The 15,070-nt window shown below is 75.0% G+C and carries 14 protein-coding genes; 10 read left to right on the top strand and 4 right to left on the bottom strand.

All coding sequences use genetic code 11. The features are described 5' to 3' along the window. Positions 1-57 precede the first annotated feature (57 nt). Positions 58-2,571, top strand: coding sequence for a glycoside hydrolase family 3 C-terminal domain-containing protein (locus ABZ249_RS07445; RefSeq protein WP_355258563.1), 2,514 nt, complete (start codon positions 58-60; stop codon positions 2,569-2,571). A 207-nt stretch (positions 2,572-2,778) separates the two neighbouring features. On the opposite strand, the gene ABZ249_RS07440 is transcribed toward ABZ249_RS07445, so the two are convergent. Then, the gene (locus tag ABZ249_RS07440) at positions 2,779-3,789 is read right to left on the bottom strand and encodes a LacI family DNA-binding transcriptional regulator (RefSeq protein ID WP_355258560.1); all 1,011 of its coding nucleotides are present in this window, start codon (positions 3,787-3,789) and stop codon (positions 2,779-2,781) included. A gap of 143 nt (positions 3,790-3,932) precedes the next feature. On the opposite strand from ABZ249_RS07440, the gene ABZ249_RS07435 reads away from it, so the two are divergent. From ABZ249_RS07435 to ABZ249_RS07420, 4 genes are all read left to right on the top strand, one after another. After that, positions 3,933-5,216 carry an MFS transporter gene (locus ABZ249_RS07435; protein WP_355258557.1) on the top strand — a complete coding sequence of 428 codons (1,284 nt, stop codon included), beginning with the start codon at positions 3,933-3,935 and terminating at the stop codon, positions 5,214-5,216. Between the two features lie 26 nt (positions 5,217-5,242). Then, complete coding sequence (locus ABZ249_RS07430; protein WP_355258554.1) at positions 5,243-5,938, top strand: alpha/beta hydrolase; 696 nt, start codon at positions 5,243-5,245, stop codon at positions 5,936-5,938. An 85-nt stretch (positions 5,939-6,023) separates the two neighbouring features. Continuing rightward, positions 6,024-7,097: a 5'/3'-nucleotidase SurE gene (locus tag ABZ249_RS07425; protein ID WP_355258551.1), complete on the top strand. Its 1,074-nt coding sequence runs from the start codon at positions 6,024-6,026 to the stop codon at positions 7,095-7,097. Positions 7,098-7,285: 188 nt separating this feature from the next. Continuing rightward, on the top strand, positions 7,286-7,984 hold the full coding sequence (locus ABZ249_RS07420; protein WP_355258548.1) for an alpha/beta hydrolase: 699 nt from the start codon (positions 7,286-7,288) through the stop codon (positions 7,982-7,984). 108 nt (positions 7,985-8,092) lie between these two features. On the opposite strand, the gene ABZ249_RS07415 is transcribed toward ABZ249_RS07420, so the two are convergent. Beyond that, positions 8,093-9,034: an FkbM family methyltransferase gene (locus ABZ249_RS07415; RefSeq protein WP_355258545.1), complete on the bottom strand. Its 942-nt coding sequence runs from the start codon at positions 9,032-9,034 to the stop codon at positions 8,093-8,095. A 286-nt stretch (positions 9,035-9,320) separates the two neighbouring features. Here ABZ249_RS07415 and ychF point away from each other — a divergent pair, with 286 nt between their 5' ends. After that, positions 9,321-10,412 carry a redox-regulated ATPase YchF gene (gene ychF, locus ABZ249_RS07410; protein ID WP_220563206.1) on the top strand — a complete coding sequence of 364 codons (1,092 nt, stop codon included), beginning with the start codon at positions 9,321-9,323 and terminating at the stop codon, positions 10,410-10,412. 246 nt (positions 10,413-10,658) lie between these two features. Here the strand turns inward: ychF and ABZ249_RS07405 are convergent, their stop codons facing one another. Beyond that, positions 10,659-11,195 carry a helix-turn-helix domain-containing protein gene (locus tag ABZ249_RS07405; RefSeq protein WP_355258541.1) on the bottom strand — a complete coding sequence of 179 codons (537 nt, stop codon included), beginning with the start codon at positions 11,193-11,195 and terminating at the stop codon, positions 10,659-10,661. Between the two features lie 87 nt (positions 11,196-11,282). On the opposite strand from ABZ249_RS07405, the gene ABZ249_RS07400 reads away from it, so the two are divergent. Together ABZ249_RS07400 and ABZ249_RS07395 are read left to right on the top strand one after the other, a co-directional pair. After that, positions 11,283-11,774, top strand: coding sequence for a YbaK/EbsC family protein (locus tag ABZ249_RS07400; protein WP_355258538.1), 492 nt, complete (start codon positions 11,283-11,285; stop codon positions 11,772-11,774). 22 nt (positions 11,775-11,796) lie between these two features. Beyond that, positions 11,797-12,423 carry a 1,4-alpha-glucan branching protein gene (locus ABZ249_RS07395; protein ID WP_355258535.1) on the top strand — a complete coding sequence of 209 codons (627 nt, stop codon included), beginning with the start codon at positions 11,797-11,799 and terminating at the stop codon, positions 12,421-12,423. Between the two features lie 265 nt (positions 12,424-12,688). On the opposite strand, the gene ABZ249_RS07390 is transcribed toward ABZ249_RS07395, so the two are convergent. Further along, positions 12,689-13,372 (bottom strand): lysoplasmalogenase, encoded by a 684-nt coding sequence (locus tag ABZ249_RS07390; RefSeq protein ID WP_355258532.1) that lies wholly within the window; start codon positions 13,370-13,372, stop codon positions 12,689-12,691. A gap of 361 nt (positions 13,373-13,733) precedes the next feature. On the opposite strand from ABZ249_RS07390, the gene ABZ249_RS07385 reads away from it, so the two are divergent. Both ABZ249_RS07385 and ABZ249_RS07380 read left to right on the top strand, forming a co-directional pair. Next, a complete protein-coding gene (locus ABZ249_RS07385) occupies positions 13,734-14,684 on the top strand; it encodes a conjugal transfer protein (RefSeq protein WP_355258529.1) in 951 nt (316 codons plus the stop codon). A gap of 72 nt (positions 14,685-14,756) precedes the next feature. Then, entirely contained in the window at positions 14,757-15,065 is a 309-nt protein-coding gene (locus ABZ249_RS07380; RefSeq protein ID WP_220563197.1) for a hypothetical protein, read from the top strand. Positions 15,066-15,070 lie beyond the last annotated feature (5 nt).

Here is a 15,070-nt window from a genome sequence, read left to right as displayed (position 1 = left end):
CATAATTTGCCGAGTGCTCGGTAGGTAAATTCCGTGCGCGACCCTCGGAGGTTCACCATGCACGCATCCGACGCCGACCGCGAACGCCGCGTCGAGGAGGCCCTGGCCGCCCTCGACCTGGAGGGCAGGGTCGCCCTCCTGTCCGGCGGCTCCATGTGGGCGGTCCCCGCGAACCCGGCCATCGGCCTGGGCCGCCTCGTCATGTCCGACGGCCCCGTCGGCGTGCGCGGCGAGCACTGGACGCCCAGCGACCCCTCGATCCAGCTGCCCAGCCCCACCGCCCTCGCGGCCACCTGGGACCCCGGCCTCGTCCGCACCGTCGGCCGGCTGCTCGCCCAGGAGGCCCGGCGCAAGGGCGTCCACGTCCTGCTCGCCCCCGCCGTGAACATGCACCGCTCCCCGCTGGGCGGCCGCCACTTCGAGACCTACTCCGAGGACCCCCTCCTCACCGGCGAGATCGGGGCCGCTTACGTCCAGGGCGTCCAGGAGGGCGGTGTGGCCACCACCGTCAAGCACTTCGTCGCCAACGACTCCGAGACCGACCGCTTCACCGTCGACGTGCGCGCCGACGAGCGCACCCTGCGCGAGATCTACCTCGCCCCCTTCGAGCGCATCGTCGCCAAGGCCCGCCCCTGGGGCGTCATGGCCTCCTACAACAAGGTCAACGGGACCACCCTGACCGAGCACGCCGAGCTCAACGCCGTACTGCGCGAGGAGTGGGGCTTCGACGGGTTCATCGTCTCCGACTGGACCGCCGCCCGCGACACCGTCGCCGCCGCCCTGGCCGGGATGGACGTGGCCATGCCCGGGCCCAACACCGTCTACGGGAGCCACCTCGTGGACGCCGTCCGCGACGGCCGCGTCCCCGAGGAGGCCGTCACCGGGATGGCCCGCCGGGTGCTGCGCCTGGCCGCCCGGGTGGGGCTGCTGGAGGGGGCCGAGCCCGTGGTGGCCCCGGCCGACCGGCCCGCCGCGCTGGACGGCCGCTCCGTGGCGCGGGAGGCCGCCGCGCGGTCCTTCGTGCTGCTGCGCAACGAGGGCTCCGCGCTGCCGCTGGAGCCCCAGCGGATCCGCCGGGTGGCGCTCATCGGCCTGCCCGCCTCCGAGGCCCGGACCAGCGGCGGCGGCAGCGCCAGCGTGTTCGCCGAGCGCACCGTCTCGCCGCTGGAGGGGCTGCGCGCCGCGCTGCCCGGGGACGTGGAGCTCGTGCACGCCGTGGGCACCGACCCGCGCACCGGGCCGCCCGCCGTGGCCGCGCCCCTGAGCGCCGCGTTCCTGGCCGCCGACGGCCGGGTCCTGGCCACCGAGCCGCTGCCCGACGGCACCGCCCGGTGGATCGGCGAGCTCCCGGCCGGGGTGTCCAACGCCGAGCTCGACCGGATCGAGCTGACCGGCGAGTTCACCCCGGACGTGGACGGCGACCACCTGATCGGGGTCTCCGGGGCGGGCCGGTACGTGCTGGCGGTCGGCGGGGAGACCGTGTTCGACGGGGAGCTGAAGGCGGAGGGGGACGACCCGGCCGCCGCCATGTTCGCGCCGCCGACCGCGGCGGTCCCGGTCGCGCTCACCGCGGGGCGGCCGGTCCGGCTCTCGGTGGTCAAGGCCCACGAGGACCTGGGGATGGGGGACTTCGCGTTCATCGGGTTCACCGTCACCCACCGGGCGCCGCTGGCCGACGACGCCACGCTGCTGGCCGAGGCGGTCGAGGCCGCGCGCGGCGCCGACGTCGCGGTGGTCGTGGTGGGGACCACCGACGAGGTGGAGTCGGAGGGCTTCGACCGGGACTCGCTGGCCCTGCCGGGGCGCCAGGACGAGCTGGTCGCCCGGATCGCCGAGGTGAACGACCGCACCGTCGTGGTGGTCTGCGCGGGCGCCCCGGTGGAGATGCCCTGGCGGGAGGACGTGGCGGCGGTGCTGCTCGCCTGGTTCGGCGGGCAGGAGGTCGGCGGGGCGCTGGCCGACGTGCTGCTGGGCGGGGAGGACCCGTCCGGGCGGCTGCCCACCACCTGGCCGGTCGCCCTGGCCGACGCCCCCGTCACGCGGGTCGTGCCGGAGGACGGGGCGCTGGAGTACTCCGAGGGCGTGTTCGTCGGCCACCGCGGCTGGGAGCGGTCGGGCGCCGAACCCGCCTACTGGTTCGGGCACGGGCTGTCCTACACCCGGTGGCGCTACGACGCCCTGGAGGTGTCCGTCGGCGCCGACGCGGCCGGTGGGGCCGGCGGCGCGGGTGGCGCCGGTGACGTCGACGGTGCCGTCGGTGAGGAGGCCGCGGTGGCCCGGGTGCGGGTGCGCCTGACCAACGCCGGCGAGCGGGCGGGCCGCGAGGTCGTCCAGCTCTACCTGGCCCCCCACGAGGCGGGCGACCGCCCGGCCCGCTGGCTGGCCGGGTTCGCGGCCGTGTCCGCCGAGCCGGGGGAGACGGTCGACGTGGAGATCGACGTCCCGCGCGATGCCATCCGGACCTGGGCGGAGGACGCCGGTGAGTGGGAGTACCCCGCGGGCGGCTACGACCTGCTGGTCGGCCGCTCCTACGCGGACGTGCGCCTGACCGCCCGCGCCGAACTCGGCTAGCCGCCGGGGGCGGACGGACCGGGAGGGCCGGGGCGGGGTGCCCACGCCCCGCCCCGGCCCGCTGCGTCGCGGTCCGGGGGGCGAGCCGCGGCCGGGGCGGCGTTCGTCCACAGGGGCGGGGGGTGTGGGTGGCGCGCGGGGGCGCCGCCGTGGTCCGCTATAGGCAAGGGGACCTCGTGCCCTCCCCTCCCCTCGGTGTGCCCGGGGTCAGGTCCGGCGGGGGACCGGGTGGGCGGTCCAGGGGGAGAGGTGCACCTCGGCCCCCTCGGTGATCGCCTCGGTGATGCGGCGGGCGATCTCCTCGGGGCTCTCGCTCCGCAGGCGGACGCTGGTGAGGGCCGGGCGGAGCATCTCGCAGAGCATGAGGTCGTCGGCGCCCACGAGGCCGACCTCCTCGGGGACCCGCACGCCGGCGTCGAGGAGGGCGCCCAGCAGCAGGCCGGAGAACTCGTCGTTGTAGCCGAAGACGCCGCGGGGCAGGCCCTCGGCGCGCCAGGCGGCGACGATCCCGGCCGCGGAGGCGGGGGAGTAGTCCATGTCGTGGAGGCGCACGGCGGCGCCGGCCTCGGCGGCCGCCTCGCGGACGCCCGCGAGGCGGCCCTCGCCCATGGTGCGCAGCGGCGGGTCGGTGGGCAGCACGACGGCCAGGTCGCGGTAGCCGCGGCCGGTCAGGTGGCGGCCCGCGGCCAGGCCGACGGCGTGGTGGTCCATGACCAGGGTGGATAGGCCCGTCCCCTTGGCGCGCGCCGGGTCCGAGCCCAGGCCGATGACCCGGATGCCCGCCTTGGTGAGCAGCTCGACGCCCGCGGCGGTGAGCCGGTCGTCGCCCGCCAGGACGGCGGCCGGGCGCAGCGCCGCCCAGGCGCGGGCCGCCTTGACTCCGCGGTTCTTCTCGGCGCCGTACTGCATGAGCGTGTAGCCCAGGTCGCGCAGCGCGCGGGCGAGCGCGTACAGGAACTCCGACGCCAGCGGCCCGTGCGCCACGTCGAAGTGCACGTACAGGACCAGGTCGCGGGCGCCCGTGCGCAGCGACCGCGCGCTGGCGTGCGGCACGTACCCCAGGTCGTCGGCGGCGGCGCGGACCCGGGCCCGGGTCTCCTCGGGGATGCGCGCGCCCGCGGGGGCGTCGTTGAGCACGTACGACACGGTCGCGGTGGACACTCCCGCCCGGCGGGCGATGTCGGAGATGGTCGCGGGTCGGGGGCGGATCGAGGTCATGCGGCTAGTGTGCCCTGTCTTCTCAGGAGGGTGTGAAGTTCCGGTCACCGGACCGTTGACAATAGTTAAACGTGTAACTAGCTTAAACGAATAACCAGACCTGAACAGGTGTTTCTCCTCACTCCGGCCAAGGATGATGCGACATGTCCGAATCCGTTTCCCCCCTCTCGGACCAGAGGCCGCCGGCCACCGGCCGCCGGAGCCTGCGGCGCCTGATCCCGGTGCTCGGCGTCGGCAACCTCGCCGTCTACGCCTTCTACCTGGGCATCGGCGCCGTCCTGCTGCCCCTCCAGGTGCAGGGCCTGACCCCCGGCGACGAGGAGGCCGCCGTCTCCAACCTCGGCCTGGTCTCGGGCGTCGCCGCGGTCTTCGGCACCGTCTTCAACCCCATCGGCGGCGCCCTGTCCGACCGCACGCGCTCGCGGTGGGGGCGCCGCAACCCGTGGATCCTCGGCGGCGCCGTCGCCGGGCTGCTGCTGGTCCTCGTGCTCGGCTTCGCCGACTCGCTGCTGATGATCGCCCTGGGCTGGTGCCTGGCCCAGGGGGCCATGAACCTCCACCAGGCCGCCGTCACCGCCGTGATCCCCGACCGCGTCCCCCACGAGCGCCGCGGCACCGCGGCCGCGGCCATGGGCATCGCCGTCGCCGCCGCCGGGGTGCTGGGCACCGGGGTCGCCACCCTGTTCACCGGTGCGCTGCCGTTCGGCTACATCGTCCTGGGCGGCCTCGTGGTCGCCGTCGCCGTCGTGCTCACCACCACGACCCACGACCCCCGCGGCGACGAGCTGCCCCCCGTCGCCGCCGGTGGGCGGGTCGGCCCGCTCGCCGCCCTGGGCCGCTTCCTGTCGGCCCTCTCCCACCGCGACTTCACCCTGGTGTTCGTCGGCCGGGCGCTGCTCTTCCTCGGCTACTTCCTGGTCCTGGGCTTCCAGCTCTACATCCTCGACTACTTCGTCGAGATGCCCGAGGGCCTGGCCCCCGCCGCCGGGGTCACCGTCCTGAGCCTCGTCACCGCCGCCGCCACCGCCGTCACCACCGCGGTCGGCGGCCCGCTCTCGGACCGCCTCGACCGGCGCCGCCTCTTCGCCCTGGTCTGCGGCGTGGTGTCGGCCGGGGCGATGCTCATCCCGTTCTTCCTGCCGACCTGGACCGGGATGCTGGTCTTCGCCGTCGTCAACGGCAGCGCCTTCGGCTGCTTCATGGCCGTCGACACCGCCCTGGCCACCCTGGTCCTGCCCAGCGGGGCCGACGCCGCCCGGGACATGGGCGTGCTGAACATCGCCGCCGCCGGGCCGCAGGTCATCGCCCCGTTCATCGCCTCGACGATCATCCTCCACCTCGGCGGATACGGCTCCCTGTTCCTGGTCGGCTCCGCCGTGGGCCTGCTCGGGGCGCTCGCCATCGTCTTCGTCCGCGGCGTCCGCTGACACCGCCCGCAACCGAAGGGAAACCCATGGAACTGGCCACCTACGACACCGGTACCGGTGACCGCACCGCCCTGCTCGTCCACGGAGCGATGTCCGACCACGGCACCTGGCACGCCGTCGAGGCGCACCTGACCGGCCTCGGCTACCGGGTGATCGGCGTGGACATGCGCGGCCACGGGGCCAGCGGCCGCGGCGGCTACAGCGTCCAGGCGCTGGGCGACGACCTGGTGGACTCCCTGCCGGTCGGCGCGGACCTCGCCATCGGCCACTCCATGGGCGGCCTGGCGCTGTCCCTGGCGGTGGAGCGGCTCGCACCCGCCCGCGTCGTGTACTCCGACCCCGCCTTCGGGTTCGCCCAGGTCACGCCGGAGGCCTCCGCGGCCATGCGGCGGATGGTCGCCGAGGCCACCGCCGAGTCCGTGCACGCCATGAACCCGCGCTGGAGCGACGCCGACATCGCCGCCGAGCTCGCCGGCTTCGCCGCCTTCGACCCCGCGTTCTTCGACGTCGTCGCCGACGCCGCCGCGCACGACCCGATGCCCGCCGCGGCCGCGGTGCCCTCCCTGGTGCAGCTGGCCGACCCCAGCTTCACGGTGGACGCCGAGGGGGCCCGCCGCCTGGCCGAGCGGGGCTTCGAGGTCCGCACCGTCGCCGGGGCCGGGCACTGCATCCACCGCGACGACCTGCCCGGCTTCCTCGCCTCCCTCGACGGCTGGATCTGAGCCGCCCCCCGCGCGGCGCCCGGCCCCCGGGTGCCGCGCCCCCACCCCCGCCCCCCACCCCCCACCCCCCAAGAAGGAGACCCCCGTGTCGCCGAGACCGCTGCGCCGTGCCGCGGCAGCCCTCGCCCTGCTCCCGCTGGCCGCGGCGGCGTGCACCGCCGCCGACCCTCTGCCCGCAGCCGACCCCGCGCCCACCGCCGCCGACTTCCCACCCGTCCCCCTCGACGGACTGCGGGTGCTCGTCGGCAACGACGACTCCATGCGCGGCGAGGAGGCCGACGGCACCGACGGCCTGGGCCTGTACGCCCTGCGGGCGGCCCTGTGCGAGGCCGGGGCCGACGTCGTCGTCTTCGCCCCCTGGGGACAGCAGTCGAGTATGAGCGCCGCCCTCTCCCACGAGGCGGAGTTCGGCCTGGGCACCCCGCCCGACCCTCCCGAGGAGTACGCCGACGCCTGCTCCGACGCGCCCTCCGGGGGAGCCGTCCACGGAGTGTGCCTGGCCCAGGGCCCGTGCCGCCCGGATTCGCCGAGCGCGACCCCGGTGGACGCGCTCTCCTTCGCCCTCGCCCACGGCCTGCCCGAGGTCGTCGGCTGGGACGGCCCGCCCGACCTCGTGGTCTCGGGGGTCAACTCCGGGCCCAACGTCGCCTCTCAGATCCCGCACTCGGGCACGGTCGGGGTGGCCTCCACCGCGGTCGCCTCCGGCATCCCGGCCGTCGCCCTGAGCGCGAGCGTCGACGAGGACCTGGTGGTCACCCCCGAGACCCTCGCCGCCACAGCGGCCTTCGGCGCGGACCTCATCGCCCGGATGCGCGGGGCCGACCTGTTCGACCCCGGCTACGTGGTCAACGTCAACCACCCCGCCTCGCCCGACGGCTCGCCCGGCACCGACGTCCGCTGGACCCGGGCGGGCACCGGGTCGGTGCTGGCCGTCGACTACGAGGGGGAGGAGTCCTTCACCCCGGTCGTGCGCCTGTGCGAACCCGGCGCCTCCGGCTGCGTCGCAGAGACCCGGGAGGACGCCGACGCCGTGGCACTGCTCGCCGAGGGCGCCGTGTCGGTGGGCGCGCTCGGCGTCGACCGCGCCTACGCCCAGGAGGAGGACGCGGCCCGGGTCGAGGGGCTGACGGCGCTCGTCGCGGCCCTGGGCGCCGACTGACGCCCGCCGGTTCCGGGCGCGGGACGGGGCCGGTGCCGTGGCCGGGGAGGAAAGCTGCGCGCGCACGTCCGCTTCCGGTCATTTCCTTCTCGGTCCCCGGATTGTCCGAGAGGCTGAGATGACCGCTCCGGTCGACCGGTCCCCTCCCGGTCCCGGGGCGGCCTCTCGTCCCTTCGCAAGGAGTCCCATTGAACCTGGAGACCTACACCACCGGCACCGGAGAAAGAACGGCCCTGCTCGTCCACGGGGCCGGGGCCCACCACGGAACCTGGCACGCCCTGGTCCCCGCCCTCGTCGAGCGGGGGTACCGCGTCGTGTCCGCGGACCTGCGCGGCCACGGGGCCAGCGGCCGCGGCGGCTACAGCGTCCAGGCGCTGGGCGACGACCTGGTGGACTCCCTGCCCTCGGGGGCGGACCTCGCCATCGGCCACTCCATGGGCGGCCTGGCGCTGTCCCTGGCGGTGGAGCGCTCGGCCCCCGCCCGGGCCGTCTACTTGGACCCGGCGTTCCGGCTGCCGCCGATGCCCGCCGACGCGGGGGAGCGCATGCGCCGGGTCTTCGAGACCGCCGACGCCGCGCACGTGCGGGCCATGAACCCGCGCTGGAACGACCTCGACGTGGAGCAGGAGCTGGCGGGCTTCGCCGCCTGCGACCCGGAGTTCTACGCCTTCGTCGCGGCCGAGGTCGCCGGGCGCGACCTGCTGCCGGACAAGGCGCACGTCCCGTCCCTGGTGCTGCGGGGCGAGGACGCCATCACGATCGACGACCGGGCCGCCGCCGAACTCGTCGAGCGCGGCTTCGAGGTGCGCAGGGTCGCGGGGTCCGGGCACTGCATCCACCGCGACAACCCCGCCGGGCTGCTGGCCGAGCTGGACTCCTGGCTCTGACCCGCCGGCCGGACCGGGGGCGGGGCGCACGCCCCACCCCCCGGACCGAACTCCGCGTCCCGCGGACCGCGCTCCGCATCCCGGCCGCACCCCGGCGGCGCCCCGGCCTCAGGAACAGGCGGCCAGCGCCTCCCGCCAGGCCCGCGCCGCCGCCCAGAAGCCCTCCCCGGCCGGTTCGGGGGTGAGCAGCCACATCCGCTCCCACGCCGGGGACGAACGCGCCGCGATCTCCCGGCTCGGCTGGTACGGCGGCCGCCCGTTGACCGGGTACCACGTGTACTCCAGCGGGTCCAGCAGGGCCATCAGCCGTTCCTCCAGGCCCCGGTCCGGGCGCACCCTCACCAGCAGCCACGGCCGGAACCGGCGCAGCACCCCCAGGCCCCCGGCCACGACGTCGGGCTCGGTGCCCGCCGTGTCGATCTTCACCACGGCCGGGGAGCAGCCCTCCGACTCGCACCACCGCGACAGCGTGGCCGCCCGCACCGTCGTCCCCGACAGGTCCTGGCGCCGCGGAAGCCCGATCGTGTTGCACATGTCGTTGTGCCGGGCGCGCCGCAGGTAGGCGCTGCCGTTGTGGTTGCTCAGCGCGGCCTCCACCACCGTGAAGCCCCGGCCCGTGGCCTCCGCGGCCGACCGGGCCGCCAGGGCGATCTCCGGGGTCGGCTCGAACGCGAACACCGGGCGCCGCGACCGCGTCGCCGCCAGCATCGCGTACACCCCGACCCCCGACCCCACGTCGAGCACCGCCCCCGGCCGGGTGCGGTCCAGCATGGCCAGGAAGCAGGACAGGGCGTCGGGTCCGTGCCCGGCCAGCCCGTTGGCGGCCAGTCTCCGCGGCACCGTGAGGTAGCCGGGCAGGTGCAGCGTCAGCTCCCGCGGATCGCCCGCCCCGCCCCCGGGCAGGGCCAGGGTGAAGGTGCGGCTCCACGGCGGCACCCGGCCCGGGTCCAGGCCGCCCATGCTCCGGGGCAGCCGGACGCGCAGCCGCCGTGCCGCGAACCTCACCAGCGGGTAGCGGCGCACGATCTCGCGCAGGTGGTCGGTGACCATGTTCCCCCCAAGAAACGGGTCGGGGGCCCGGGCGGTCGTCCGCGCACCGGCCCGCGCTCCGCGTGGTGCGCGGGCCTCCCCGCCGCCGGGACCCGCGGCCGTGGCTCGCAGGCCGGGGTACCGGGGAAGGGGTCGGCGGGTCGGACATCTCCCGCCCGGGTCCCCGGCGACATGAATCGAACCTACTGTGCGTAGTGATGCCTGCGCAGCGTGTTTCGGCGATCGGTCCGGTTTCCCCCCCGGGAACGGATCGGCCGGGCCGCCGGGCCGCATAGACTCTCACCTTGTGAGTCTGTCTATCGGGATCGTGGGACTGCCCAACGTCGGCAAGTCCACCCTCTTCAACGCGCTGACCAAGAACGACGCTCTGGCCGCGAACTACCCGTTCGCGACCATCGAGCCCAACGTCGGAGTCGTCGGCGTGCCCGATGCACGGCTCGGCCGGCTCGCCGAGATCTTCGGTTCCGCCAAGGTCCTCCCGGCGACCGTCGACTTCGTGGACATCGCGGGCATCGTGCGCGGCGCCTCCACCGGTGAGGGGCTGGGCAACAAGTTCCTCGCCAACATCCGCGAGAGCGACGCCATCTGCCAGGTGATCCGGGTCTTCGACGACCCCGACGTCACCCACGTGGACGGCGAGGTCGAGCCCTCGCGCGACATCGAGACCATCAACACCGAGCTGATCCTGGCCGACCTCCAGACCCTGGAGAAGGCCCTGCCGCGCCTGGAGAAGGACGCCAAGCGCAACGCCAAGGACAAGGACTCCCAGGAGCTGCTGGCCGCCGCCCGCGCCGCCCAGGAGATCCTCGACGGCGGCACCTCGCTGTACGCCGCCGGGGACAAGGACGTCGACCTGGCCCGGCTGCGCGAGCTGAGCCTGCTCACGGTCAAGCCGTTCATCTACGTGTTCAACCTCGACAGCGGCGAGCTGGCCGACGAGGCCCTGCGCGCCAAGCTCCAGGAGCTGGTCGCCCCCGCCGAGGCGATCTTCCTGGACGCCAAGATCGAGGCGGAGCTGGCCGAGCTGGACGACGACGAGGCCCAGGAGCTGCTGGAGTCCATGGGGCAGACCGAGTCCGGCCTGGCCCAGCTGGCCCGCGTCGGGTTCGACACCCTGGGCCTGCAGACCTACCTCACCGCCGGGCCCAAGGAGGCCCGCGCCTGGACCATCAAGAAGGGCGCCACCGCGCCGGAGGCGGCGGGGGTCATCCACACCGACTTCCAGCGCGGCTTCATCAAGGCCGAGGTGGTCTCCTACGACGACCTGGTCGCGGCCGGCGACATGCAGTCCGCCCGCGCCGCGGGCAAGGTCCGCATGGAGGGCAAGGAGTACGTCATGGCCGACGGCGACGTCGTGGAGTTCCGCTTCAACGTGTAGCCCCACCGCGCGACCACGGGCCCCAGGGGCCGGATCCACCGGATCCGGCCCCTCCCCGTTCCCGGACCTCCCGCCCCCGCCGCCCCGCCCCGTCCGGCCGGTGCCGCACCACTGCGGCGGAGACGGGGCCGGGCCGACTCGAAGCGGGCCTCGGGTCCCCCGTCCACCTGAAGCCGAAGGCGCTGCCCCGGCCCTGCGGCGGTGCTGCGGAAACCGGTCCGGACCGGACGGGTTCGCGGGCCGCGGTCAGGAGGCGGGCGGCGCGGGCACCGGGTAGCGGACGACCAGGACCGCCTCGACGTCCCCGTGCGGCGCGCTGTAGACGTGCGGGACGTCGGAGGTCCAGCAGCCGTGCTCGCCGGGGCCCAGCTCCAGGGGCGCGGAGGCGGCGCCCGCGCGGGCCGTGCCGCTCAGGACGATGAGGCGCTCCGTCGTACCGGGGACGTGCGGCGGGGACTCCTGGACGGCCCCGGCGCGGATGCGCAGGCGGTAGGTCTCGGTGGTGGCGGCGCCGTCCTCGAAGCGGTCGATGAGGACGGCGTCCACGGTGCGGCCGGAGATCTCGGAGCGTTCGGCGACGGGCCCCAGCACGGAGCCGAGCGGCTCCCCGAGCGCGGTGGTGAGCGCGTACAGCGTCTCCAGGGTGGGGTTGCGCCGACCGGACTCCAGTTCGGAGAGGGTGCCCTTGCCGACCCCGGAGCGGCGCGCCAGCTCGGACAGCGACAGGCCCCGCCGTCCGCGCAGCTCCCGCAGCCGCAGCCCCACCCGCACGGCGAGCTCCATGGCCTCTCCTCCCGTGTCCGTATCCGGCTTGATCCGCCACCGGCGTTCTCCTATCGTTCCATAGACAGAACGATGTCGAGGAGAGTCATGGAAGCGCACGCCGTCGAGTCCCTGCCCGCCCGCAGCCGGGAGGTGGCCCGCGCCCTCGCCGCCGCGGGCGTCCCGGGCCGGGTGCGCGAGCTGTCCGAGTCCGCGCGCACCGCGGCCGAGGCCGCCGCCGCGCTGGGCTGCGAGGTCGGCGCCATCGCCAACAGCCTGGTGTTCGTCTCCGACGGCGTGCCGGTCCTGGTCATGACCAGCGGCCGCCACCGGGTGGACACCGCCGCCCTGGCGGCCCGCTGGGGCCGCGGCGAACTCCGCCGCGCCACGCCCGACCAGGTGCGCGAGGCCACCGGGCAGGCGATCGGGGGCGTGGCCCCGGTCGGCCACCCCGCGCCGCTGCCCACTGTGGTCGACGAGGCCCTGACCGACTACGAGCGGATCTGGGCGGCGGGCGGCACCCCGCACACCGTCTTCCCCACCACCGCCTCCGAGCTCGTCCGCCTCACCGGCGGTACGCTGCTGCCCGTCACCGCCTGACCCGTCGCCGAAGGGACGCCCCGTGGCCGTCGTCCACCGCACCACCATGACCCCCACCAAGCTCGAACTCCTCCAGGCCTGGCTGCCCGCGCAGCCGTGGTACGCGGGGGAGCGGCCGGACCCGGCCAAGGCCGGGGGGTTCCGGCTCGACGACCCGCAGGGGGAGGTCGGCATCGAGTTCATGGTGGTCACCGACGGCGCGGCGGCCTACCACGTGCCCCTCACCTACCGCGGGGCACCGCTGGAGGGCGCGCGGGACGCGCTCCTCGGCACGGCCGAGCACGGCGTCCTGGGGAAGCGGTGGGTGTACGACGGGACCCGCGACCCGGTCCTGGTCGGTCAACTGCTCGCCTTGCTCCTGGGGGCGGCCGAACCGCAGCAGCAGAGCGTGAGCGACACCCCGGACCCGTCCGTGCTCGTCCGTCCGGCCGCCGTGGCCCCCGGTGCCGCGGTCGCCTCGTTCTCCACCGCCCACGGCCCGGGCGGCACCGTGATCGACCTGGAGTCCACCGCCGGCGACCGGCTCGCCCTGCGCGTCGCGCGCGCCCTCGCCCCGGCCCCGGCGCCGGACGGCGCGGGCCACGTCTCCGCCACCTGGCGCACCCCGGACGGCGCCGAGCACCGCGCCCCCTTCGTCACCGTCGCCTGACGGCCCCGGCCGGGACGGCCGGTCCGCCGGGGCGGCGCGGACGGGCGTTCCGGCACCCCGGCCCGGGCCGCGGGCGTGCTCCGGCGCAGCCCGGTCGATGCCGGGGAGTCCGTCGAACACGGGCCCTGCACCGCCGGGCGCGGTCCACCGGTACGTCTTCTAGGGGCGTCCCGTCGGACACGGGCCCTGCCGTCCCGGCCCCGCCGGCACCGCGTCTCGGCCCCCGGCCCCGCACGGGACCGGGAACCCCCTGCCGGCCCGCGCCTCAGGCGGGGACCTCCTCGGCGGGCTCGCGGTCGCGGGCCAGGACCCCGAGCACGATGAGGGCCTGCGCCGCCGCGTACGTCAGCATCACCCAGACCCCGCTGAGCGGCAGGTCGAACCCGGGACTGAACGCCCGCAGCGCGATCAGCCCGTCCGACAGCAGGAACAGCGCCCCGCCGATCGCCGTCCACCGGTGCACCCCCACCGACAGCACCGCCGTCGTCCCCAGCAGCAGCCCGTACACCAGCACCGGCACCAGCAGCGCCCCGGCCCCGGGCGCGCACAGCACGACCAGCCCCGCCACCACCACCCCGTAGGGCACCAGCAGCGTCCGGTTGGTGCCCAGCGGGCTCCGGGCCCACCACGGTGCGAACGCGGCGATGTACACCACCTGGGCGACCAGGAAGAACCCCACCATCACCAGGAACGCCGCGTCCCCGGACGCCAGCGCCGGGGCGGTGTCGCCCAGCCAGGAGAAGAACAGCGCGACCAGGACCAGGCGGACCGGCCGCCCGTGCGGGCGCGGGGCCGCGGTCCAGACGAAGGCCGCGAGCAGCGGCATGAGCAGCGCCTGGGTGGGGCGCGACCAGGCTTCGGCGCCGAGGGCCTGCACGGCCAGGTGCACGGCCGTCACCAGGGCGAACAGGGAGAACAGGACGCGGGGGAGGGTCTCGCGGGGGATCATCGGGTCATCATAGACACCCCCGTCCGGCGGCCCCCAGGGGAGACCCCGGTCACAATCCGGCGGCCGTTCTCTGTCCCCGGGGACACATGTTGCTCGCCAACAGGTGACTAATCCATTTTCGGGCCGACCATAAAGCCCGGACGGGGGACAACCGTCAGATGAGTTCGTCTGCTTATTGCCGTATTGTTCCGTCTTTGGGAACTTCGACTGTTGCGTGCAATGCGCGGTTGACGGGGAAACGCGGAGCGCCCATGCCCTCGCCCAACCCGCACAATGCCTCACTATAGGGATGGGGTAGACAAGGGCGTGGCGGATACGCCGTCCGAACGGGCGGCGCGGAACTGTGTGCAGGAGGTCGGGGATGGCGAACGCACCACGGCGCGGTGCCGCCGTGCGCGAACGGCACGACGACGCGGACCACGAGGCCCCGCCCCCCCGGCGGCGCCCCCGCCCCGGCGCCGGCGGCCGCTGGTGGGTCGGCGTGGGCCGCGCCGTCCTGTGGGCGTTCCTCATCGTCGTCATCTTCAACGGCATCTGGTTCCCCCTGCGCGGCGGCCTCGCGCTCCCCGCCCCCGACCCCGAACCCGAGCAGGCCCAGGCCCCCGCCTTCCCCGAGACCTCGGCCGCGGACTTCGCGCTCCGCTTCGCCGACACCTACCTCACCACCGACGACATCGAGGCCCGCCGCACCGCCCTGGCCGCGTTCGTCCCCGAGGGCGAGGCCGAGGGGCTCGACGTCCCCGCGGGCTCGCTCGCCGGCGAGAACCTCGCCGTCACCGCCGTCGACGTCAAGGACGACAACAACGCCCTCGTGGTCGTCCGCGCCGACGTCAACGGCGAACCCGTGAGCCTGGAGGTCCCCGTCTACTCCGACGGCGACTCCCTCGTGGTCTCCGGCCGCCCCGCCCTGCTGGCCGCGCCCGCCCGCGCCTCCCTGCCCGAGCAGGCCGCCTTCGACACCGACCCGGCCGCCGCCGAGCAGCTGGAAGAGGTGCTGACCGGGTTCTTCGGCGCCTACGCGCAGGAGCCGGGCCACCTGGAGCGCTACGTCGAACCCGGCGTCACGATCGCCCCACTTCCGGCGAACACCCTGGAATTCTCCGAACTGTCCGATATCACGGTGCCATCCCGGAGCGAGAGCGGGGATGATGACGTACGAGAGGTGGCCGTCACCGTGCACTGGACCGCTCCCGCCCCCGAGGGGGAGGCGGCGGGCACCTTGAGGCAGAGCTATCTGGTCACCGTCGTGGACTCCGGCAACGAGTGGCACGTGCGTGACATCCAGGGAGCCCCCCACTCGTTCGGCGAGTGACGGGGCACGTAGGCAAGGAGACGAGAAGGACCATGAGCACAGCAGAAACGACACCGGGAGGCGGCGCCTGACATGCTCCCCCTGTTGTCCACCGCGGCCGAGACCGTGACCGTGCTCGGCGGGGCCGACCCCCTCGTCCTGGCCGACTCGCAGGCCCCCGACACCGGCGGCCTCGCGGAGTTCCTGCGCGGCTTCTTCGGACCCCTGTTCCTGGTCATCGTGTCCATCGTCGCGATCTTCTTCCTGTTCACCAGGGAGATCACGCGGTTCGCTCAGTTCATCATCCTGGCGATCTTCATCGGGATCGTCTTCTACGTCCCCGGCATCATCGAGGTCATCGCGGTGGCGCTCGCGCGAGCGATGGGCGTTTCGACGGAATAGGCGAG

It is taken from the genome of Nocardiopsis sp. NPDC006139 (genome assembly GCF_040614155.1).
In the GTDB taxonomy this organism is placed as follows: domain Bacteria; phylum Actinomycetota; class Actinomycetes; order Streptosporangiales; family Streptosporangiaceae; genus Nocardiopsis; species Nocardiopsis changdeensis.
The sequence above is the reverse complement of the archived record's forward strand: the minus strand, read 5'-3'. Positions and strand labels throughout refer to the sequence as shown.

Coding starts and splice junctions, on each gene's coding strand:
- ABZ249_RS07400 (WP_355258538.1), top strand. CDS start 11,283: ATGGAAGCGCACGCCGTCGAGTCCCTGCCCGCCCGCAGCCGGGAGGTG.
- ABZ249_RS07385 (WP_355258529.1), top strand. CDS start 13,734: ATGGCGAACGCACCACGGCGCGGTGCCGCCGTGCGCGAACGGCACGAC.
- ABZ249_RS07430 (WP_355258554.1), top strand. CDS start 5,243: ATGGAACTGGCCACCTACGACACCGGTACCGGTGACCGCACCGCCCTG.
- ABZ249_RS07415 (WP_355258545.1), bottom strand. CDS start 9,034: ATGGTCACCGACCACCTGCGCGAGATCGTGCGCCGCTACCCGCTGGTG.
- ABZ249_RS07390 (WP_355258532.1), bottom strand. CDS start 13,372: ATGATCCCCCGCGAGACCCTCCCCCGCGTCCTGTTCTCCCTGTTCGCC.
- ABZ249_RS07440 (WP_355258560.1), bottom strand. CDS start 3,789: ATGACCTCGATCCGCCCCCGACCCGCGACCATCTCCGACATCGCCCGC.
- ABZ249_RS07445 (WP_355258563.1), top strand. CDS start 58: ATGCACGCATCCGACGCCGACCGCGAACGCCGCGTCGAGGAGGCCCTG.
- ABZ249_RS07405 (WP_355258541.1), bottom strand. CDS start 11,195: ATGGAGCTCGCCGTGCGGGTGGGGCTGCGGCTGCGGGAGCTGCGCGGA.
- ABZ249_RS07380 (WP_220563197.1), top strand. CDS start 14,757: ATGCTCCCCCTGTTGTCCACCGCGGCCGAGACCGTGACCGTGCTCGGC.
- ABZ249_RS07435 (WP_355258557.1), top strand. CDS start 3,933: ATGTCCGAATCCGTTTCCCCCCTCTCGGACCAGAGGCCGCCGGCCACC.